Origin of the sequence: Megasphaera sp. NM10, assembly GCF_000417505.1 — a bacterium.
Taxonomy (GTDB): domain Bacteria; phylum Bacillota; class Negativicutes; order Veillonellales; family Megasphaeraceae; genus Megasphaera; species Megasphaera intestinihominis.
In genome coordinates this window covers 119,854-139,643 of record NZ_APHY01000022.1, presented here as the reverse complement: position 1 = coordinate 139,643, position 19,790 = coordinate 119,854, and the positions used below count along the sequence as shown (strand labels likewise).

Below are 19,790 nucleotides of genomic sequence, written 5' to 3'. Positions count from 1 at the left end.
TACGAGAGCTAGGTAGGGACACCTGGTATGCCAGTGGTCGATACGTTCCATTAACGATTCATCAAGCCTAACAGCAGCTTGGTTTGGTCCTGTAGGTGTGTAATATAGGCCGGAACGGTTCAGTCCCAGTAATTCGCACTGACGACGTATGGAAAGGCCGTTATCCTTTCTGATCATATTCCGGGATTCTTGGGATGGCCTCCCCAGCTTGGCGAAAGCAGTCCTGAAGAAAGTCGCGCTCAAGCGTAAGCTGACCGATGGTCCTTAGCATCTGGTCATTCTTTTTCTTCAGATCGTCCTCCTTCCTCTGAACGGCCTTACGCTCAGAATCTGCACCAAAGGCAAGATGGGCATTTTGCAGGAATTCTTGCTTCCATTTTCTGACCATGTTTGGGTTCAGGCCGTTTTCAGAACAGATGACATTGAATTCCTTGTCGCCTTGAAGAATTGACAGAACAATCTTGGTCTTAAATTCAGAAGTGTACTTTTTTCTTGGCATGATAGCATCCTCCAATTTTCGTTACTTAATACTATATCATGCACTCTTAAAATTTTCAGTACTGGTCTGAATTCACAGGCCCATTATACTTGATCGGGATTCTCACGGTCAAACCGTTTCTGCCAGTACATATAGGTTGCCTTGGGCATCTGCGTATAGGAGAGAAGATCGTTTAATTTGAATGATCTTCGGAGACTGCAGATGATTTTTGCAACCCTCTCGTTTTTGCTTCGTCCTCTAAACGCAGTCTCCTCAGTTCTTTTAAAAAAGCATTCTCTATCCGGAGTTTGAGATTTTCATCCTCTAACTCCTGGACATGTTCCACGCTGGCATCGACGACTGGCTTCTGCTCCTGAGTATCTGGTTTTCTGGTTCGTGATTCGCTCAAAGTTCTTCTCCTGCCTTTCCTATGTGGCCGTAATGCATCCGGCCCAGCTATTTTAAATTCATTGACCCATCTGGCAATCATTGTCGGATTGTTGATTCCTACTTGAAGGGCTAGTTCCTGATATGAAAATTCGCTTGTTAAGTAAGACTGTACCACAGAAAGTTTCTCTTTGAAAGAGTATATTTTTCGAGAGCGAGATCTTTTCAATCCATCATCTCCAAATGCTTTGTAGGCTGCAGTCCACTTTAGCAATTGGCTGCTACTTTCCATTCCATATTTACGTGAAATAGAAGTACACCCTTCGTCACTGCTCAAGTATTCCAGTACTATTTTTTTCTTAAATTCATAACTGTGTTTTGCCATAAAAAAACTGACCCCCAATCGTTAGATTTTTGGTCTAACTATTGGGGGGCAGCTCACCCTTCATGGCGTGGCTCCTCTTTTTGTTTCTCGTGATTCTTGTTATAATAAAAGACAAAGAACAGGAGAAGGCCCCCGCCTATGAAAGAAGGTGATGGTATGAAGTGGCAGATGCCGATTGGTGTCGATAATTTTTTTGATATACGGAGTAAGCATTATTATTTCGTCGACAAGACGGATTTTATCCGCCAGCTCATCGACGGGCACAGTGCGGTGACGCTGATTACGCGGCCGCGGCGGTTCGGTAAGACCTTGACCCTGAGTATGCTGGAGCATTTCTTTTCTGTCGAAAAAGAGGCACAGAGCCGCCGTCTCTTCGACGGACTGGCTATCGAAGGAGCCGGCGCTGCCTACATGGCCCATCGCGGCCAGTATCCGGTGCTGTTCTTGTCTTTGAAAGATTTGAAGGACCTTACTTGGCCGCAGATGCTGCAATCCCTGAGTTCCTGGATTAGTTATTGGTTCATCGACCATGAGTATTTGGCAGAGAGTCCGGCTGTGAACCCGGATTTACGCAGGCGCTTCCTGGCACTGAAAAAGCAGGGGGCCGGGCAGAATGAAATGCAGCTGGCCCTGACACTATTGGTCAAGATGATGCATCAGCATTTCGGCAAGCCTGTCATTTTATTGCTCGATGAATACGATGCGCCGATTCAGCAGGCTTGGGAACATGGCTTTTATACAGAGTGCATCGCTTTTATGAAACAGTTCCTGGGCAGTGTCCTGAAGGGCAATCGCGACTTGGATTTTGCCGTACTGACGGGGGTCCTGCGGGTGGCCAAAGAGAGTATTTTCAGCGATTTGAATAATCTCGACGTTTGCTCCGTCATGGATGCTGCCTATCGGGATGTCATTGGATTTACGCCACAGGAAGTGGCCCAGATGGCAGAAGACCTTTCCATGACCACGGCCCTTCCGGCCTTGAAAGCGTGGTATGATGGCTATCTCTTCGGTGGGGCGGAGATTTATAATCCCTGGTCGATTGTCAATTTTTTCCGTCACGGTGATGTCGGAGATTATTGGGTCAATACGTCGGGAAATGGCATTATCCGGGAAATGCTGCGCCATGTGACGGCTGAAACGGAGACGGATTTACTGTCTCTTTTACAGGGGCGCCATGTGACGGCTTTGATACGGGAAGGCGTCATTTATGAAGATATTGGCCGGGATACGGATGCCCTCTATACGATGCTGCTGACGACGGGCTATTTGACGGCTGTCAGCCGCAAGCGGGGAATCGGCGGCATACGCTGTGAATTGGTCATTCCCAACCGGGAAGTACAGGATGTATATCGTTTTGAAATCCTTGACAAGATGAGAGGTCGATTTTCCGTGTCCCGGCTGGAAACCATGTTCGATGATTTACTTTCAGGCAACGGAAAGGCCTTTTCGGAACTGCTGGGAGGCTATCTCCGGGACCTGGTCAGCGTATATGATACGGCCAATAAAGAAAGTTTCTATCACGGCTTCGTCCTTGGCATGACGGCGTTATTTGTATCCGATTATATTATCGAATCGAACCGGGAAAGCGGGTACGGCCGCTTCGACCTGGCAATTATTCCCAAGGATGTGTCTAAGGCCGGCGTCATCATGGAATTCAAAGTGGCTTCGAGGGAAGCTGACATGGCGGCGAAGGCCAAAGAGGCGTTGCAGCAGATTGAAGAAAGAGAATACGTGACGGAATTCCGCCAGCGGGGAATTCAGCGTGTATGGAAATACGGTATCGCCTTTTGCGGGAAAAAAATCCTTGCATTTCAAGGGCCAATGTGCTAAACTATTCTAGCATAGGTTTTGAATGATTGATACAGAAAGAGGTGTAAGTGGTGAAAGAAGGTATTCATCCGAAGTACTACCCGAATGCGAAAGTTACTTGCGCATGCGGCAATACGTTTGAAACAGGTTCTACGAAACCGGAACTGCGTGTTGAAATTTGCTCCAAATGCCATCCGTTCTTTACGGGGCAGCAGCGCGCTCAGCAGGCTCGCGGCCGTATCGAACAGTTCAATAAACGTTATGGTAAAACAGCTAAATAAGCAGCAGTACAAGTGGGCAGCAGAGCAGAAATGCTCTGCTCTATTTGTATGTACAGAAATGGAGGCAACTCTTTGAAGAAACCGAAGACGTACGTCGGCGGCCAGGCCGTCATCGAAGGGGTTATGATGCGCGGTCCTGTCAGCATTGCCACAGCAGTGCGGACGCCGTCCGGTGAAATTACTGTAAAGAAAGACGCCGTTCACTCCATTACCGAACGGTATCCGATTTTGAAGAAGCCTTTTTTGCGGGGCAGTGTTGCCTTGTGCGAGTCCCTGGTATACGGCATGAAGAGCCTGTCCTATTCGGCCCAGGCTGCCGGCGAAGAAGATGAGCAGCTGTCGAACACGCAGATGGCCCTGACTATGGCCGTGTCTGTCGTCCTGGCCATCGTCTTTTTCCTGGCCATCCCGACGTATGCAGCCAAGTTTATTCCCGGCGTGGCTGACAGTGCCTTTCGCCTGAACGTCGTCGAAGGGGTCCTGCGCCTCGCTATATTTCTATTATATATATGGGGGATTTCCCTGACGTCGGACATCCGCCGCGTCTTTGAATACCATGGTGCCGAACACAAGACCATTTGGACGTATGAATCGGGAGAAGAGCTGACCGTCGAGAACGTCAAGCGCCACAGCCGCCTCCATCCGCGGTGCGGTACGAATTTCCTGCTCATCGTCATGGTCGTGTCGATTTTCGTCTTTGCCTTTTTGGGCTGGCCGAATCTCGTCGAACGCATCGCATCCCGCGTGCTGCTCATGCCCGTCGTCGCCGGCATCAGTTATGAAATGATACGCCTCGCCGGCCGCACCCAGAATCCGGTCATTCAAGCCTTATTCCGTCCGGGCCTGTGGCTCCAGTATCTGACGACGCGGGAACCCCATGCCGACCAGATCGAAGTGGCTATCGAAGCCCTCAACGCCGCCAAGCCGGCTGATGAAGAAAATGAATCGAACGAATTGAAATGAGGAGGACCTTATGAGCTCTTTTATGGATAAAGTCCAGGCCGTAGAGAATAAATTCATGGACCTGGAACAGCAGATCAGCGACCCGTCTGTCATCGCCCGTCAGGACGAATGGCAGAAACTGACCAAGGAACACGCTTCGCTGATGCCGATTGTCGAAACATTCCGCAAATACAAAGACATTACCAGCACCATCGACGGCGACAAGGAAATCATCGACGATCCCGACAGCGACGATGACCTCATCGCCATGGCCAAGGAAGAAATGAACGGCCTCACTAAGGAACAGGCCGATCTGGAAGACCAGCTGCACGTCCTCATGCTGCCCAAGGACCCGCGGGATGACAAGAACGTCATCATGGAAATCCGCGCCGGAGCCGGCGGCGACGAAGCAGCCCTCTTTGCCGGCGACTTGTTCCGCATGTACATGAAATACATCGAAAAACAGCCGGGATGGAAGACGAGCATCATCAGTTCCAACGCACCGGAACTGGGCGGCTTCAAGGAAGTCGTCTTCTCCGTCGAAGGCTCTGGCGTCTATGGCAAGTTGAAATATGAATCGGGCGTCCACCGCGTCCAGCGCGTGCCCGTCACCGAAGCCGGCGGCCGTATCCACACGTCGACGGCAACCGTTGCCGTCCTGCCGGAAGCGGAAGACGTCGAAATCGACCTCAACATGGACGACGTCCGCGTCGACTATTTCCGCGCCTCCGGTGCCGGCGGCCAGCACGTCAATAAGACGAGTTCTGCCGTCCGCATGACCCATATCCCGACTGGGATGGTCGTCGAATGTCAGGATGAACGGTCCCAGCTGGAAAACCGTGCCAAGGCCCTGCGCGTCCTGAAAGCCCGCCTCCTCGACCAGGCCCAGCAGAAGGCCGATGCCGAATTGACGGAAGAACGGCGCAGCCAGGTCGGTACGGGCGACCGCAGCGAACGTATCCGCACGTATAACTTCCCGCAGGGCCGCGTGACGGACCATCGCATCAACCTGACCCTGTACAAGCTGGATAACATTCTCAACGGCGATATCGACGAATTCATCCAGACCCTGGCCGAAGCCCGCCGGGCGGAATTGATGAAAGAAGCCGAAGATGAATAAGATTTGGACTATCGGTGCCTTGCTGCAATGGACGCAACAGTACTTTGCCGGCAAAGGCATCGATTCGCCGCGCCTCGATGCGGAAATCCTCCTGGCCCACGTCTTGCATAAAGAGCGCATCTACCTGTACGCCCATTATGACGAACCCATGAACGGTGAAGAACTGGCCGCCTACCGGGCGATGGTCAAACAGCGGGCTGACCGCCTGCCTGTAGCCCACATCCTGGGTACCAAGGCCTTCATGGGCCTCGATTTCAAGGTCAGTGAAGACGTCCTCATTCCCAGGCCGGAAACGGAAATGCTCGTCGAGACTGTCGTCGCCGCTGCCGAAGGGACGGCGCCGGCCATCATCGACATCGGTACGGGCAGCGGGGCCATCATCCTCAGCCTGCTCCACTATCTGCCGCAGGCCACGGGGAAGGGCGTCGACATTTCGCCCAAAGCCCTGGCCATAGCCGCTGAAAATGGCCGTACCCTGGGCCTAGACGGCCGCGTGACCTGGATCGAAAGCGATTTATTCACCAAGGTTCCGCAAGGCGCTTGTGACTGGCTGGTGTCCAATCCGCCGTACCTGACCAAGGGCGATATGGAACATCTCCAGCCGGAAGTGCGCCACGACCCGGCCCTGGCCCTGTACGGCGGCGACGACGGACTGGAATTCTATCGCCGCATCGCCGCAGAAAGCCCGGCTTACGTCAAAGCCGGCGGCCACTGTGCCGTCGAAATCGGCGCCGGCCAGGCCGACGCCGTGACGGCTGTTTTCTGCCGCCATGGCGCCTATGACCACGAACAGACCGTCAAGGATTACGGCGGCATCGACAGGGTCCTCGTATTTTCCAGAAAAGAGTAGAGACGATGAAACAGACGAAACTTGTAGAAATTACGGATATAGAGAAACAGAAAGCCATCCTCGAAGAAGCGGGCCAGATCATCCGCGACGGCGGCCTGGTCGTCTTTCCGACGGAAACGGTCTACGGTATCGGTGCCAATGGCCTCGACGCCGACGCGTGCCGCAGCATTTACGTCGCCAAAGGCCGGCCCAGCGATAACCCGCTCATCCTGACCGTGCCCGACGAAGAAGGGGCCCGCCAGGCAGCGGCTGTCATCCCGCCGACGGCACAGAAGCTCATGGACCGCTTCTGGCCGGGACCGCTGACCATCGTCCTGCCGCGCAAGCCCATCGTGCCTGATGCGGCGACGGGCGGCCTTGATACGGTAGCCCTGCGCTGCCCGGACCACGATATCTGCCGGGCCTTCCTGCGCTGTGCCGGCGTCCCCGTAGCCGGTCCCAGCGCCAACCTGTCGACCCGGCCCAGCCCGACGACGGCCGAAGAAGTCATGCACGACATGGACGGCCGCGTCGATATGGTCATCGACGGCGGTCCCTGCCACATCGGCGTCGAATCGACGATTGTCGAATGTAACGGCGACGACGGCGTCACCATCCTGCGTCCCGGCGGCGTCACTGTCGAGATGCTTCAGGAAGTCGTACCTCACGTCCAGCTCGATACGACGCTGGTCACGGGCAAGGGCGTCCCCAAGGCGCCGGGCATGAAATACCGCCACTATGCGCCATCGGCACCGATGACCGTCGTCGTCGGCCCTGTCGACAAGGTGACGGAAAAACTGCAGGCCTTATACGACCAGGCCAAGGGCGAAGGCAAAACCGTCGGCTTTTTGGTCAGCGAAGAAGTAGGGGCCTCGTTCCCACATAAAGATATGTATATCTGGGGTCGCCATGGCGACAAGGAAGCCCTGGCCAACCAGCTCTACACGGGCCTCTTGTCCTTTGACAGCGACCAGGTCGATATCATCCTGGCCGAAGGCATCGACGATGAGGGATTGGGCCTGGCTATCATGAACCGCATGAAAAAAGCTGCCGGCGGCCACGTGGTCATTGTCGGTTAAACCTTTTCACATGACTCCGAAAGGGGTATAATAAAACTGAATTTATCAGCATATATGGGAGGAATTGATTATGAAATTAGTACTCGGCGCCGATCACGGCGGATTTGACCTGAAAGAAAACATCAAAGAATATTTGAAGGAACAAGGCATTGAATTCACCGATTACGGCACCCTGACGGGCGAACGCTGCGATTATCCGGACATTGCCAAGAAAGTCGCTGAAGCCGTCGCTGACGGCACTTTCGACCGGGGCATCCTCGTCTGCGGCACAGGTATCGGCATCGGCATTGCTGCCAACAAAGTCCACGGCATCCGGGCCGCTCTCTGCCACGACTGCTTCTCGGCAGAATACTGCCGCCGCCACAATGACGCCAACATCCTGACCATGGGCGGCCGCGTCATCGGCCCGGGCCTGGCCAGAGAAATCGTCCGTATCTTCCTCTCCACTGGTTTTGATGGCGGCCGCCACGCTGTCCGCGTCGCCAAGATTGCAGAAATGGATAAATAGGAAAGGGGATTTCACACATGCACGTACAAGTAATGGATCATCCGCTCATTCAGCACAAAGTCACACTCATGCGGAAAAAGGAAACGGGTTCGAAGGATTTCCGCAACCTCCTGGAAGAAATCACCATGCTCATGGGCTATGAAATCACACGGGACCTGCCCTTGGAAGACGTCGAAATCGAAACGCCTGTTGCCAAGATGATAGGCAAACAGATCAGCGGCAAGAAACTGGGCATCGTCCCGGTCCTGCGCGCCGGTCTGGGCATGGTACAGGGCATGCTCAACCTCATCCCGACGGCCAAAGTCGGCCACATCGGCCTCTACCGTGACCCGCAGACGCTGGAACCGGTCGAATACTACTGCAAGCTGCCCGATGTAGAAGACCGTGATTTCATCATCGTCGACCCCATGCTGGCTACCGGCGGCAGTGCATCGGCTGCCATTACGCTGCTCAAAGAAAAAGGCATCGAGAACATCAAGCTCATGTGCCTCGTCGCAGCGCCCCAGGGCGTCCAGAAAGTCAACGCCGACCATCCAGACGTCCGCATCTACGTCGCTGCCCTCGATGATAAACTCAACGACCAAGGCTACATCGTTCCCGGCTTAGGCGATGCCGGCGACCGCATCTTCGGAACGAAGTAATCGTTCATTGTAGGTCGTTTAGCGAAAATAAAGATCGTTTGTAGTTTATTGTAGGGGCTCGCACGTGGCGAGCCCGCCCTGGAATCTGTGTGATTTTCTGTCCAGTTTAGAGAATCATCCACATTCACAACGGGTCGCCCACGTGGCGCCCCCTACGGTGTAAAAAAGGCCTGTCGCAAATGCGACAGGCCTTTTTTCAATGCGCACAAGGATGGACCTTGGCGATGGCTTGTAAATCATAAGGTGTTTCCTGATAGACGATGTTCAGCCAGTTGTGATAGAACAGGTGAGCGTAGCTGCACCACGTGAAGTACGGCTGCTTGGTATCGTTGTCACCAGGATAGTAGTTCTTGGGCACGGCAATGGGCAGGCCCTTTTTCTTATCCCGCAGGTATTCCTCTTCCAGGGTCCGCCGGTCGTACTCGAAGTGACCAAGGACGAAGAAACGGCGGTGATCCGGCGTACCGATGATGTTGATGCCGTTTTCGACGGACCGTGAGAGGATGTCGAGCTGCGGCGTATTGTAGACTTGGATGTCGTTAATCGCCGTATGCCGCGACTGGGGGATGAAGTAACGGTCATCGAAGCCCCGCAGGAGGGGATGGTGCTTCTGGGTCAGCTGGTATTCAAAGATACCGAAGAGCTTGGCCGGCAGGAGACGCTTTTCGATGCCATAGTAGTAATACAGGGCTGCCTGGGCGCCCCAGCAGAAGTGGAGCGTCGAGAAGGCATGTGTCTTGGCCCATTCAAAGTAAGTCTTCATTTCCGGCCAGTAGTCGACAGACTCGAAGGGAATCTGTTCGACCGGGGCGCCGGTGATGATGAAACCGTCGTAGTAGTTATCCTTGATTTCATCGAAGACGTAGTAGTTTTCTTCTAAATAAGACGGGTCGGTGTGGGTGCTCTCATGGCTGTCCGTATGGCAGAAGTCCACTTCGACCTGGAGCGGTGAATCACCGAGGAGGCGGAGAAGCTGCAGCTCTGTCGGTTTCTTCAAAGGCATCAGGTTGAGGATAAGGATGCGCAGCGGCCGTATATCCTGATGGAGGGCCAGCCCCTTATCGATGGTGAAGATACCTTCTTCGTGAAGTTTTTCCTTGGCGGAAAGACCGTCAGCAATTTTAATAGGCATAGTGCATTTCTCCTTACAATAGTCTTAGATGGTTTCCAGTGCTTTTTCAACAGCGGCGAGGAGGTCTTCGATGTTTTCGAGGCCAACAGAGATACGGATCGTGCCCGGTGTGATACCGCAGGCGCGCTGAGCTTCTTCCGAAAGCTGCTGATGCGTCGTCGAAGCCGGGTGAACGAGGAGGGACTTGGAGTCGCCGACGTTAGCCAGGTCGGAGAAGATGTCCGCATTGTCGATGAATTTACGGGCAGCTGCATAGCCGTCTTTCAATTCAAAGGAGAAGATCGAACCGGTTCCCTTGGGGAAGTATTTCTGAGCCAGTTTGTAGTACGGCGAAGACGGGAGGGACGGATAGTTGACTTTAGCGACTTTCGGATGGTTTTCCAGGAAGTCGGCGATTTTCTGGGCGTTAGCGACGTGGCGTTCGATGCGCAGGGACAAGGATTCCAGGCCCTGGATGAGGAGCCATGCGTTGAACGGGCTGATGCAGGCACCGAGGTCGCGGAGGGCTTTGGCGCGGATACGGGTTACGAAGCCGGCACCAGGGATATCCTTGGCAAAGTTGACACCATTGTAGGATTCGTCAGGCGAAGCGAATTCTTTGAAACGGCCCGAGCCAGCCCAGTCAAATTTGCCGTTTTCAACGATGAGGCCGCCGAGGGTCGTGCCGTGGCCGCCGATGAATTTCGTAGCCGAATGGACGACGACGTCAGCACCGTGTTCGAGCGGGCGGAAGAGGAACGGCGTAGCAAAGGTGTTGTCGACGATGACCGGAAGGCCGTTGTCGTGTGCGATTTTGGCGATAGCTTCGAAGTCCGGAATGTTGATGGCCGGGTTGCCGAGGCTTTCGAGGTAAATGGCTTTGGTCTTGTCGTTGATGTATTCGGCAAAGGACTGCGGGTCGTCGGGATCGGCGAAGTGCGTCGTAATGCCGAGGTGTTTGAAGGTTTCGCTGAACAGTTCGACTGTGCCGCCGTACAAGGTTGGAGCAGCGATGATTTCGTCACCAGAACCGGCGAGGTTGATGATGGAGTAGGCGATAGCCGAAGCGCCGCTGGCTGTAGCCAAACCGGCTGTGCCGCCTTCGAGGGCTGCGATACGTTTTTCCAGGACGTCCTGCGTCGGGTTGGTCAGACGGCTGTAGATGTAGCCAGCGTCTTTCAAAGCGAAGCGGTCTTCGGCCTGCTGTGTATCTTTAAAGACATAAGATGTGGTCTGGTAAATAGGAACGGCGCGGGCACCCGTTGCCGGATCCGGTACCTGACCTGCATGCTGCTGTAATGTTTCGAATTTGTAGTTTGTGTTTTCGCTCATAATACATTTCCCCCTAATATTAAAAAATATATAATGTAATATAAACTTGAAAGCCTTGTAATAAAAAAAGCTTCCGTCCCAAGTAAGGGACGGAAGCACCGTGATACCACCCAATTTTACTCATCCCTCACAGGATGAGCCTCTTCAGGTACGCAGGCAAATGAGCCTTGAATACTATAGTGCTGTAACGGGCACGCCCGGACGGCCTAACTGTTCGACCAATCTGCTCGGAGTCCATCTTCCACGATGACCCTTGCATTCCCTTTCACCAAATGGGAACTCTCTGTGCCAATTCCTATCGTGTACTCTTCTCTTCATTGCAACACTATCAAGTTGTTGACGTAAGTCTACCATCAAAAACGGACTTTGTCAAATGATTTTCGCAAAAAATTTCAAGTAAATTGACGTTAAACGTTATATGTTTCAACAAAACGCAGTGAATTATTAGGAGGCAGTTCGCTGGCCGCCGCGGTCCTGCGGACCGAAAAAATACACGGACAGCGGCCTCGTGCATAGGGGCCGTCCCAGAGCCTTTTTGAACCGTTAGGGCCGACAGGACCGAATTTCGATGAACGAATAATCAGTACCGTATCCACTTTGAGCTGTGAAATTCATGGTTATTCCGGGTATGCGCCTTCCATATAGTCTGAGGCGAAGGGTAATAAAGTAGTCATAATGGGTCCTCATTTGGGTCTAATCCTTTACGGATGGCCTTATTATACGGTACAATAAGATATGACACAAACGGTGATTTAGCATGTATGTCATGACGAAATGGGTGAATAAGTGATATGGATAGTATAAAATGTCAGGCTTTGCTCCTGGCGATTCAATATGGCAGTCTGACGGCGGCCGGCAAGGAACTGGGGTATACTCAGTCGGGGATGACCCGTATGATCCGTTCGCTGGAGAAGGAAATCGGCTTCCCTCTGCTCGTGCGCAACAAGCAGGGCGTCCGGCCGTCGGCCAATGGCCAGCAGATGGTGCCGGCCTTTCAGGAAGTCGTCAGGGCTTCGCAAAAGGCCGCCGACTTGGGGGCGGCCATTCAAGGCGTCCTGGCCGGGGTCCTCAATATCGGCAGTTATTATAGTGCCGCCGCGGCGTGGCTGCCGAAGATTTTGCGCCGTTTCCAGGCCCAGTATCCCAAGGTGGAAGTCCATTTGTTAGAAGGGACGAATCAGGAATTGGCCCAGTGGCTCAATGAGAAGGCCGTCGACTGCTGTCTGGCCGCCAAGCCCGGAGCGGATGTGGCCTATGACTGGATTCCCTTGAAGGACGATGAGCTCGTCGTCTGGCTGCCGCCGGATCATCCCTGGACGGCGGAAAAGGAGATTCCCGTAGAATGGCTGAACGGGGCGCCTTTTATCATCCCTCTGCCGGATCACGATACGGATATCGACCGCTTCCTGGCAGCCAATCAGGTCCAGCCCGATGTCCGCTTCACGACGACCGACCCGTATACGGCGTACTGCATGGTCGAAGAGGGTTTGGGAATCAGCGTCAACAACCGCCTGACGACGGAGAAGTGGGCTGGCCGCGTCGAACTTAGGCCTCTGGCCCCGGCCCAGTCGATTTCGCTGGGCATCGCCGTCCCAGATATCCAGGAAATGTCCCCAGCAGCGGGCAAGTTCGTCGCCCAGGTCTGGCAGGCCGTCAACGGCAGCCCGGAAAAATAGGAGTTTGACGACTAAAAGACTATAAAATTTGGATATTCTATGATATAATGTATTGTTATGTGACCTGATAAAATACTTTGATACTGGAGGTATAAGAATGGCTACAGTTCAGGAAAAGATTGACCAGCTCCATGAAAAGCTCGCGAAAATCGAGATGGGCGGCGGTCAGAAGCGAATTGATTCGCAACATAAAAAAGGCAAGATGACAGCCCGCGAACGGCTGGCTAAGTTATTTGATGAAGGCAGCTTCACGGAAATGGGGCAGTTCATCCATCATCGCTGCATGAATTTCAACATGCAGGAAAAGGAAATCCCCGGCGACGGCGTCGTTACCGGCTACGGTACGGTACGCGGCCGCCTGGTCTTCGCTTATGCCGAAGATTTTACGGTCGAAGGCGGTTCGCTCGGCGAAATGCACGCTCATAAAATCGCCCAGATGCAGGAAATGGCTCTGAAGATGGGAGCCCCTGTCATCGGCATCAATGACTCCGGCGGTGCCCGCATCCAGGAAGGCGTCGATGCTTTGTCCGGTTTTGGCCGCATCTTCATGAATAATACGGCCGCATCGGGCGTCATCCCGCAGATCGCCGTCATCATGGGGCCCTGCGCCGGCGGTGCCGTATACAGTCCGGCCCTGATGGACTTCGTCTTCATGGTCAAGAATACGTCGGATATGTTCCTCACGGGCCCGGCCGTCATCAAGTCGGTCACGGCCGAAGAAGTGACGGCCGAAGAATTGGGCGGCGCCATGACGCACAGCTCTATTTCCGGCGTGGCTCACTTTGCCTGTGAAAATGAAGACGACTGCATCGAAAAGATCAAGGCCCTCCTCGACTTCCTGCCCAGCAACAATATGGAAGAAGCGCCGGTCGTCGAATCGGACGATGACCCGAATCGCGAAGACGAAAGCCTCAATTCGGTCATCCCCGACGACAGCAGCATGCCTTACGATATGCTCGACGTCATCAAATCCTGCGTCGACGACGGCAATGTCTTCCAGGTCCTGGAAAACTATGCCCTCAATATCATCACCTGCTTCGCCCGCTTTGACGGCCAGACCGTCGGTATCATCGCCAACCAGCCGAAGTTCCTCGCCGGCTGCCTGGATATCAACGCATCGGACAAGGCGGCTCGTTTCATCCGCTTCTGCGACAGCTTCAATATCCCTGTCGTCACCTTCGTCGATGTACCGGGCTTCCTGCCTGGGACGACTCAGGAATACGGCGGCATCATCCGCCACGGTGCCAAGATGCTCTATGCTTACTGTGAAGCGACGGTCCCCAAGATTACCGTCGTCACCCGCAAGGCCTACGGCGGTGCCTACATCGCCATGTGCTGCCGCCAGCTCGGCGCCGACATGGTCATGGCCTGGCCGTCGGCAGAAATCGCCGTCATGGGCCCCGATGGTGCAGCCAATATCATCTTTAAGCACGACCCGGAAAAAGAAAAGAAGAAACAGGAATATATCAATGAATTTTCGACGCCCTATAAAGCAGCCGAACACGGCCAGATCGATTGCGTCATCGAACCGAAGGAAACGCGTCCGCGCATCATCAGCGCCCTGGCTATGCTTTACAGCAAGCGGGAAGAACGGCCGTCGAAGAAACACGGCAACATGCCGTTATAAGGAGGCTGCTGTATGATAGAAATTCAATTTGCCGTCATCGTCCTGCTGGTCGCCATGACATTGGTCCTGAGCCGGTACTATAATACCCGCTTCCGCGCTCTGGAAGACAAGATGAAGGACGTTGCCGACTTCCAGCAGAGCGTCAAGGAACTGGCCGAAGCCGTCCAAAATTTGAAGGACCCTGTCAAGGTTGAAAAAACGGTCCCGTCGGAACCGGAAGAAGCGGAAAAATCGGAATTGACGAACCCCGTCGTCCCTGTCGGCCAGCGCCAGCCCGCCGTCGTCGCAGCCCGGCCGATGGCTGTCGTAAAAGAAACGGCCCCCCAAGGTTCTCAAGATGGCCTAGACGATGAAGTCGTCGCTGTCATCATGGCCGCTGTTGCCGCCTATGGCTATCCGCCGTCGGCAATCCGTTCTATCCGTCCGCAGAAACGCGGTTATAAACGCCATCGGGAAAGCTGGGCTATGGCAGCCCGCCTGGGTGGTATGAGTCGTTAATGAAGTGAATATTTAAATCCAGGAGGATTATATATAATGAAAAAATTCAAGGTTACCGTCAATGGAAAAGCATATGAAGTAGAAGTCGAAGAAATGGGAGGCGTTCCGGCAGCGGCTCCAGCTCCGCAGGTTGCAGCCGCACCGGCTCCGGCAGCTCCCGCACCGACACCGGCAGCGGCTCCGGCTCCGGCTGCCACGCCGGCTCCCGCCGTAGGCGGCCCGATCCCGGAAGGTGCCATCACCGTCAAGGCCCCCATGCCGGGCAAGATTTCGGCCCTCAAAGCTGAAGCTGGCAAAGCCGTCAAACGAGGCGACATCATCCTCGTCCTGGAAGCCATGAAGATGCAGAACGACATCACGGCGACGGCAGACGGAACGCTCCACGAAATCCGCGTCAACCCCGGTGATAACGTAAAGACCGGCGACGTACTGGCTGTTATTGTAAAATAGTGGCTCGTAGGGGACGCCCAAAGGGCGTTCCGCAGGCCGCAGTTCGCAGGCCGCAAGCCGTAAAAAAAAGTGGCTGTCGCATGAAGGTTTTTGCCATCATGCGAGGCCCCTTTTACTTTATAGTTTGTAGTATGGAGTTTGTAGTTTGTAGAAGATGGTTTTAAATTTTTTACCATTTGCTGCAAACTAAAAACTACAAACTTAAAACTCAAAAAAGGCGCTGTCTTCATGCGACAGCGCCTTTTTTTACGAGCCACGAGCTTGCAGGCCGCCTTGACAGGACGGCCCCTACTAGCCACTACTTTGCTGCAGCTTTTTTGGCTTCGGCTTTGGCGAGGAACGGTGCCGATTCGATGATGAAGCGGTCGTGGGTGGCTTCGCCTACGAGGCCGGCTTCGTCGTGGGCTTCGATTTTGAAGGTCAGTTTTTTGCGGTCCTGTTCGATCAGGGTGGCTTTGGCCGTGACGGTCAGGCCGATAGGCGTAGCGGCGACGTGTTTGACGTTCATGCGATGCCGACGGTGTTATAGCCTTCCGGGAGCTGAGGGTCGCAGGCGTTGATGGCTGCGTTTTCCATGAGAGCTACCAGGGCCGGCGTTGCGTAGACCGGGGATTTGCCGCTGCCCAATTTGATGGCCGTATTGTTTTCCGTGCATTTTTCAGAAACTTCTGCTGTCGAGTTGGCTTTGATGTTGAATTCCATAGTGGTATAACCTCCTAAATAAATGGGAATATGCCTGAACCGTATAGATTGAGGCGATTTACATAACTATATCATATCATACTTTCCTCTTTTTTGACAGACAAAGCGTCATGAGATACAATGGACGTGTCATTGTGTAAGAAAAACGAGGAGTGAAACCATGAAAATTAAAGCAATCGTGCTGGTGGCAGCCGCCGTCTTGGCGATGGGGACGGCTGCCCTGGCCAAGGATAAAGGGACGCTGTCGAAGTTCCCCAACTGGGGCGTCATCACGGTCCCCGATGATATCTACATGCAGTCAGGGCGGCAGCCCATGCTGACGGCTGCTGATGAAGGCAACGATGTCATCGCCCTGTTTGAACGAATCTTTCCTATCCAGCCGGAAACGTATCAGGTCGTCAAGAAGGACGATGCCGATTTCCAGTATGCCTATCTACTGCATTATACGGCGACCATCTGGGACGTCAAGGCGGCCGTCTATGGGGAGAACCGGGAAAACTCTTATCTCCGCGATATCGGCAGCCGGCCGGATATGCGCATCCTCATGAACCGGCTGAACCAGAATATGCCGGGACGCCTTCCAGAGGGCTTCCACGTCGTCTCGCCGGTGACGGCGAAAAAGACCAATGGCCATCTCTTTTATGAATGGACCATCGCCAAATCCCTGGTCATCAACGGCAATCCCTTCACGGAAACCATCCACTGCCTGGCCTGGCAGCACGGCGATACGATGGAAGTCGCCGCCATCCTGGGCAACATCGCCAAAGAAGGCGATGACGACATCATCAGCGCCGTCACGGATATGTTGAAAAACGCAGAAAAGATGCCTAAGAAATAGTTTATAGTACGGAGTTTGTAGTTTGGCGCCCGATATCCAGGCGGGCCGGATCCCTGCGAAGGCCGGGAACATTGTCGCCGAACTCTGGGCGGCTCGCCACGTGCGAGCCCCTAGCCACTAACTACTAACCCCTAGCCACTAACTACTAACCCCTAGCCACTAGCTTGCGGGCCGCCTTGATAGGACGGCCCCTACGGGCCACTAGCCACTAAAAAGGCGCTGTCTTTATGGGACAGCGCCTTTTTCTTATAACGTTTTCATCAGTTCTTCCAGATGTTCTGTGAGTTTCATGTTTTCATCGTAGTCGATGGGGCAGTCGATGATGACTGGTTTGTTCTGCTGGAAGGCTTTTTTCAGGGTCGGCAGGAGGTCTTCGGTCTTGGTGATGCGGTAGCCGATGGCGTGGAAGCTTTCGGCCAGTTTCACGAAGTCCGGGTTGGTGAAGTCGACGTACTGGTGATGGCCGTACTGCATGTCCTGTTTCCATTTGATCAGGCCATAGCTGCAGTCGCTGAAGATGAGGATGACGAAGTTCGTGCCCAGGCGGTAGGCCGTTTCAAATTCCTGGACGTTCATCAGGAAACCGGCGTCGCCGGTGATGGCCAGGACTTTCTTGTCCGGATGGACGAGCTTGGCCGAGATGGCGCCGGGAACGGCGATGCCCATGGTGGCGAAGCCGTTGGAGATGAGGCACGTATTCGGTTCGTAGCAGTTGTAATGGCGGGCGATCCAGACTTTATTGGCACCGACGTCGGAAATGACGATGTCGTCTTTGCCCATGACGCGGCGGCAATCGATGAGGGCTTTCTGCGGCTTGACCGGGAAGGCCATATCGTGGGCGTAGCTTTCGTGTTCGTCGACCATCTTCTGACGGATATCCAGGAACTGTTTCGGTTCAGCCAGGCGGGCGGCTTTGGCCATGATGCGTTCCAGCGAGTTGGGGATGTTGCCGACGACTTCGACTTCGGGCTGATAGTTCTTGTTGATATCGGCCGGCATGGTGTCGATGTGGATGATGTCGGCATTGGTCAGATGCCATTTGGCCGGAGCGTATTCGATGATGTCATAGCCGACGGCGATGACCAGGCTGGCCTTTTCCAGCATTTTCGTCTGGTAGTCGTCCATAGGGATGCCGACGGTCCACATGGAATATTTGTTGTCAAAGGGAATGGCACCTTTGGCCATCATCGTGTTGATGACAGGGAGCTTCAGTTTTTCCGCAAAGGCCGTGAGCTGTTTGGCCGCTTTGCTGCGGATGACGCCGCTGCCGGCCAGGATGACCGGGTTCTTGGCATAGGAAATCATGGAAGCCGCTGCTTCGATTTGCGATTCCAGGGCTGTTTCCGGCAGGATGCTCTTATGCTGCAACGGTTTTTCATCGTCGGCGACGGGCATCTTGCTGATGTTGACCGGCAGGTCGATGAAGGTAGCGCCCGGTTTTTCCCGTTCGGCATATTTGAAGGCCAGGCGGGTGATTTCAGCCATCGTGTCCGGACGGACGACGGTGTAGGCCCGGCGGGTGATCGGTTCGAACATGGCCCGCAGGTCGAGGTACTGATGGGCCGTGATGTGCATTTTATCGGTGCCGACCTGGCCGGAAATGGCGACCAGCGGGGCCCCGTCGCAGTCGGCATCGGCGACGCCGGTGATCAGGTTGGTAGCCCCCGGGCCGAGGGTGGCCATGCAGACACCGGCTTTGCCGGTCAGACGGCCATAGACATCGGCCATGAAGGCTGCGCCCTGTTCATGGCGGACTGTAATGAATTCAATCTTTGAATGTTCCAGGGCATCCATGACGGCGAGGTTTTCTTCGCCGGGAATACCAAAAATATAATGGACGCCTTCTTCTTCCAGACATTCGACGAGAAAGTCAGCTGTGTTGCGCGTCTTCTTTTGTTCCATGGTGTGAACACTCCTTTGACGATAGATGGATAGGTTGAAATTCGTGTTGCAACCTGTATTATAATATGGTATAGCTTGTTTTTCAATCATTTGAGAGGGAGGATTTTATGAACGTTCTAATCAGTGCCTGCCTGCTCGGCCAGTACTGCCGCTATGATGGTCAGACGAAGGTTTATCCGCAGGTGCAGGATTTGCTCGGGCGGGATGATATCCATTTGATTCCCGTCTGTCCGGAACAGGCCGGCGGCCTGGCGACACCGCGTCCGCCGGCAGAACGGCAGGGAGAACGGGTCGTCACGGCAGACGGTACCGATGTGACGGCGCAATACCGGCGTGGTGCCGAAGCGGCCCTGTACTTGGCCCGCCTGTTCCATTGCACGAAGGCCATCTTGAAAGAGAAAAGTCCGTCTTGTGGACATGGACAGATTTACGATGGTACTTTTTCACGGACCCTGACGGCTGGCGACGGCGTGACGGCGGCGTTATTACGCGCAGAAGGCCTTGAAATCATAGGGGAAAGCGACCTGCTCTGACCCTTGCTTTTATACCCCTGGTTTGCTACAATATACGAGTACGCAAGTGAGGAGGTTTCAGCGTGAATACGTTTCTACATGAAGTTTACGAATGGATTTATTCCATCATCATCGCGTTGGCCATTGCCATGGTCATCCATATCTTCTTCTTCCAGCCGACACGCGTTTCCGGTGAATCGATGATGCCGACCCTGCACAACGGGGAATACCTCATCGTATCCAAATGGAATCACGTCCTGGGGGAAGTCCCGAACTATGGAGATATTGTCATCATCGACAGCCGCGTCCAGTATCCGCGCACGTGGAAAGATGACGTCGCAGAACCGATGAACAATTACATGGCTTTCTTTAATCATGATCTGCAGACCAAGAACATCTGGGTCAAGCGGGTCATCGGCCGTCCTGGCGACACGCTGGCGTTCCATGATGGCAAGGTATGGCGCAACGGCCAGCCTTTAGATGAACCGTACATCAATGAACCGATGGAATACAGCCGCAAAGGGGAAATCAAGATCCCCGAAGGCTATGTCTTCTGCATGGGTGATAACCGCAACCACAGCAGTGACAGCCGCTTCATCGGCCCGGTCCCCATCGACCACGTCTTAGGCCACGTCATCTGGTAGGCCTCAAAAGAGCATACGACAGTTCGCAATCCATCCTGT

The 19,790-nt window shown here is 54.0% G+C and carries 20 protein-coding genes, 1 pseudogene and 1 other annotated feature; of the genes and pseudogenes, 15 read left to right on the top strand and 6 right to left on the bottom strand.

Annotated features, from left to right (window positions below; genetic code table 11):
• Window positions 1-160: 160 nt before the first annotated feature.
• Both NM10_RS05350 and NM10_RS05345 read right to left on the bottom strand, forming a co-directional pair.
• Window positions 161-499: a transposase gene (locus tag NM10_RS05350; RefSeq protein ID WP_020310576.1), complete on the bottom strand. Its 339-nt coding sequence runs from the start codon at window positions 497-499 to the stop codon at window positions 161-163.
• Window positions 500-671: 172 nt separating this feature from the next.
• Window positions 672-1,250 (bottom strand): helix-turn-helix domain-containing protein, encoded by a 579-nt coding sequence (locus NM10_RS05345; protein ID WP_020310575.1) that lies wholly within the window; start codon window positions 1,248-1,250, stop codon window positions 672-674.
• Between the two features lie 138 nt (window positions 1,251-1,388).
• Between NM10_RS05345 and NM10_RS05340 the strand changes: the two genes are divergently transcribed.
• The 8 genes from NM10_RS05340 to upp all read left to right on the top strand — a co-directional run bounded on the left by NM10_RS05340 (window position 1,389) and on the right by upp (window position 8,459).
• Complete coding sequence (locus tag NM10_RS05340) at window positions 1,389-3,080, top strand: AAA family ATPase (RefSeq protein WP_020310574.1); 1,692 nt, start codon at window positions 1,389-1,391, stop codon at window positions 3,078-3,080.
• Between the two features lie 50 nt (window positions 3,081-3,130).
• Entirely contained in the window at window positions 3,131-3,340 is a 210-nt protein-coding gene (rpmE, locus tag NM10_RS05335) for a 50S ribosomal protein L31 (RefSeq protein ID WP_014017132.1), read from the top strand.
• 48 nt (window positions 3,341-3,388) lie between these two features.
• Window positions 3,389-4,303, top strand: a complete 915-nt coding sequence (locus NM10_RS05330) for a DUF1385 domain-containing protein (RefSeq protein WP_192813546.1) — start codon at window positions 3,389-3,391, stop codon at window positions 4,301-4,303.
• Between the two features lie 10 nt (window positions 4,304-4,313).
• On the top strand, window positions 4,314-5,402 hold the full coding sequence (gene prfA, locus NM10_RS05325) for a peptide chain release factor 1 (RefSeq protein WP_020310572.1): 1,089 nt from the start codon (window positions 4,314-4,316) through the stop codon (window positions 5,400-5,402).
• Window positions 5,395-6,252, top strand: a complete 858-nt coding sequence (gene prmC / locus NM10_RS05320) for a peptide chain release factor N(5)-glutamine methyltransferase (RefSeq protein ID WP_020310571.1) — start codon at window positions 5,395-5,397, stop codon at window positions 6,250-6,252. The genes prfA and prmC overlap by 8 nt, the downstream gene beginning before the upstream one ends.
• Before the next feature lie 5 nt (window positions 6,253-6,257).
• Entirely contained in the window at window positions 6,258-7,310 is a 1,053-nt protein-coding gene (locus NM10_RS05315; RefSeq protein WP_020310570.1) for an L-threonylcarbamoyladenylate synthase, read from the top strand.
• A gap of 70 nt (window positions 7,311-7,380) precedes the next feature.
• Window positions 7,381-7,818: a ribose 5-phosphate isomerase B gene (gene rpiB, locus NM10_RS05310; protein ID WP_014017127.1), complete on the top strand. Its 438-nt coding sequence runs from the start codon at window positions 7,381-7,383 to the stop codon at window positions 7,816-7,818.
• Between the two features lie 17 nt (window positions 7,819-7,835).
• Window positions 7,836-8,459, top strand: coding sequence for a uracil phosphoribosyltransferase (gene upp, locus NM10_RS05305; RefSeq protein ID WP_020310569.1), 624 nt, complete (start codon window positions 7,836-7,838; stop codon window positions 8,457-8,459).
• A gap of 196 nt (window positions 8,460-8,655) precedes the next feature.
• On the opposite strand, the gene NM10_RS05300 is transcribed toward upp, so the two are convergent.
• Both NM10_RS05300 and NM10_RS05295 read right to left on the bottom strand, forming a co-directional pair.
• On the bottom strand, window positions 8,656-9,591 hold the full coding sequence (locus tag NM10_RS05300) for a homoserine O-succinyltransferase (protein ID WP_020310568.1): 936 nt from the start codon (window positions 9,589-9,591) through the stop codon (window positions 8,656-8,658).
• A 24-nt stretch (window positions 9,592-9,615) separates the two neighbouring features.
• The gene (locus NM10_RS05295; RefSeq protein ID WP_020310567.1) at window positions 9,616-10,902 is read right to left on the bottom strand and encodes an O-acetylhomoserine aminocarboxypropyltransferase/cysteine synthase family protein; all 1,287 of its coding nucleotides are present in this window, start codon (window positions 10,900-10,902) and stop codon (window positions 9,616-9,618) included.
• Window positions 10,903-10,984: 82 nt separating this feature from the next.
• Window positions 10,985-11,229: a binding site (T-box leader), on the bottom strand.
• Window positions 11,230-11,693: 464 nt separating this feature from the next.
• On the opposite strand from NM10_RS05295, the gene NM10_RS05290 reads away from it, so the two are divergent.
• The 4 genes from NM10_RS05290 (at window position 11,694) to NM10_RS05275 (ending at window position 15,153) form a co-directional block, all read left to right on the top strand.
• Window positions 11,694-12,578 carry a LysR family transcriptional regulator gene (locus NM10_RS05290; protein WP_020310566.1) on the top strand — a complete coding sequence of 295 codons (885 nt, stop codon included), beginning with the start codon at window positions 11,694-11,696 and terminating at the stop codon, window positions 12,576-12,578.
• Window positions 12,579-12,675: 97 nt separating this feature from the next.
• Window positions 12,676-14,205, top strand: a complete 1,530-nt coding sequence (mmdA, locus tag NM10_RS05285) for a methylmalonyl-CoA decarboxylase subunit alpha (protein WP_020310565.1) — start codon at window positions 12,676-12,678, stop codon at window positions 14,203-14,205.
• A gap of 12 nt (window positions 14,206-14,217) precedes the next feature.
• Window positions 14,218-14,703 carry a hypothetical protein gene (locus NM10_RS05280; RefSeq protein WP_020310564.1) on the top strand — a complete coding sequence of 162 codons (486 nt, stop codon included), beginning with the start codon at window positions 14,218-14,220 and terminating at the stop codon, window positions 14,701-14,703.
• Between the two features lie 36 nt (window positions 14,704-14,739).
• Window positions 14,740-15,153 (top strand): biotin/lipoyl-containing protein, encoded by a 414-nt coding sequence (locus tag NM10_RS05275; protein WP_020310563.1) that lies wholly within the window; start codon window positions 14,740-14,742, stop codon window positions 15,151-15,153.
• A gap of 298 nt (window positions 15,154-15,451) precedes the next feature.
• Here NM10_RS05275 and NM10_RS05270 read toward each other — a convergent pair.
• Window positions 15,452-15,855 (bottom strand): annotated as a pseudogene (locus tag NM10_RS05270) (thioesterase family protein).
• Window positions 15,856-16,015: 160 nt separating this feature from the next.
• On the opposite strand from NM10_RS05270, the gene NM10_RS05265 reads away from it, so the two are divergent.
• Window positions 16,016-16,693 (top strand): hypothetical protein, encoded by a 678-nt coding sequence (locus NM10_RS05265; protein WP_020310560.1) that lies wholly within the window; start codon window positions 16,016-16,018, stop codon window positions 16,691-16,693.
• 246 nt (window positions 16,694-16,939) lie between these two features.
• On the opposite strand, the gene NM10_RS05260 is transcribed toward NM10_RS05265, so the two are convergent.
• Window positions 16,940-18,595 (bottom strand): acetolactate synthase large subunit, encoded by a 1,656-nt coding sequence (locus tag NM10_RS05260; protein WP_020310559.1) that lies wholly within the window; start codon window positions 18,593-18,595, stop codon window positions 16,940-16,942.
• 107 nt (window positions 18,596-18,702) lie between these two features.
• Between NM10_RS05260 and NM10_RS05255 the strand changes: the two genes are divergently transcribed.
• Together NM10_RS05255 and lepB are read left to right on the top strand one after the other, a co-directional pair.
• The gene (locus NM10_RS05255) at window positions 18,703-19,128 is read left to right on the top strand and encodes a DUF523 domain-containing protein (protein WP_020310558.1); all 426 of its coding nucleotides are present in this window, start codon (window positions 18,703-18,705) and stop codon (window positions 19,126-19,128) included.
• Between the two features lie 62 nt (window positions 19,129-19,190).
• Window positions 19,191-19,751 carry a signal peptidase I gene (gene lepB, locus NM10_RS05250; protein WP_020310557.1) on the top strand — a complete coding sequence of 187 codons (561 nt, stop codon included), beginning with the start codon at window positions 19,191-19,193 and terminating at the stop codon, window positions 19,749-19,751.
• Window positions 19,752-19,790 lie beyond the last annotated feature (39 nt).

Bases quoted from the DNA above. Each gene is read 5' to 3' on its own strand.
- rpiB (WP_014017127.1), top strand. From the start codon at position 7,381: ATGAAATTAGTACTCGGCGCCGATCACGGCGGATTTGACCTGAAAGAA.
- NM10_RS05330 (WP_192813546.1), top strand. From the start codon at position 3,389: ATGTACAGAAATGGAGGCAACTCTTTGAAGAAACCGAAGACGTACGTC.
- mmdA (WP_020310565.1), top strand. From the start codon at position 12,676: ATGGCTACAGTTCAGGAAAAGATTGACCAGCTCCATGAAAAGCTCGCG.
- NM10_RS05315 (WP_020310570.1), top strand. From the start codon at position 6,258: ATGAAACAGACGAAACTTGTAGAAATTACGGATATAGAGAAACAGAAA.
- NM10_RS05345 (WP_020310575.1), bottom strand. From the start codon at position 1,250: ATGGCAAAACACAGTTATGAATTTAAGAAAAAAATAGTACTGGAATAC.
- prfA (WP_020310572.1), top strand. From the start codon at position 4,314: ATGAGCTCTTTTATGGATAAAGTCCAGGCCGTAGAGAATAAATTCATG.
- NM10_RS05295 (WP_020310567.1), bottom strand. From the start codon at position 10,902: ATGAGCGAAAACACAAACTACAAATTCGAAACATTACAGCAGCATGCA.
- NM10_RS05260 (WP_020310559.1), bottom strand. From the start codon at position 18,595: ATGGAACAAAAGAAGACGCGCAACACAGCTGACTTTCTCGTCGAATGT.
- NM10_RS05290 (WP_020310566.1), top strand. From the start codon at position 11,694: ATGGATAGTATAAAATGTCAGGCTTTGCTCCTGGCGATTCAATATGGC.
- NM10_RS05265 (WP_020310560.1), top strand. From the start codon at position 16,016: ATGAAAATTAAAGCAATCGTGCTGGTGGCAGCCGCCGTCTTGGCGATG.
- NM10_RS05350 (WP_020310576.1), bottom strand. From the start codon at position 499: ATGCCAAGAAAAAAGTACACTTCTGAATTTAAGACCAAGATTGTTCTG.
- NM10_RS05255 (WP_020310558.1), top strand. From the start codon at position 18,703: ATGAACGTTCTAATCAGTGCCTGCCTGCTCGGCCAGTACTGCCGCTAT.
- NM10_RS05275 (WP_020310563.1), top strand. From the start codon at position 14,740: ATGAAAAAATTCAAGGTTACCGTCAATGGAAAAGCATATGAAGTAGAA.
- upp (WP_020310569.1), top strand. From the start codon at position 7,836: ATGCACGTACAAGTAATGGATCATCCGCTCATTCAGCACAAAGTCACA.
- NM10_RS05340 (WP_020310574.1), top strand. From the start codon at position 1,389: ATGAAAGAAGGTGATGGTATGAAGTGGCAGATGCCGATTGGTGTCGAT.
- NM10_RS05300 (WP_020310568.1), bottom strand. From the start codon at position 9,591: ATGCCTATTAAAATTGCTGACGGTCTTTCCGCCAAGGAAAAACTTCAC.
- NM10_RS05280 (WP_020310564.1), top strand. From the start codon at position 14,218: ATGATAGAAATTCAATTTGCCGTCATCGTCCTGCTGGTCGCCATGACA.
- prmC (WP_020310571.1), top strand. From the start codon at position 5,395: ATGAATAAGATTTGGACTATCGGTGCCTTGCTGCAATGGACGCAACAG.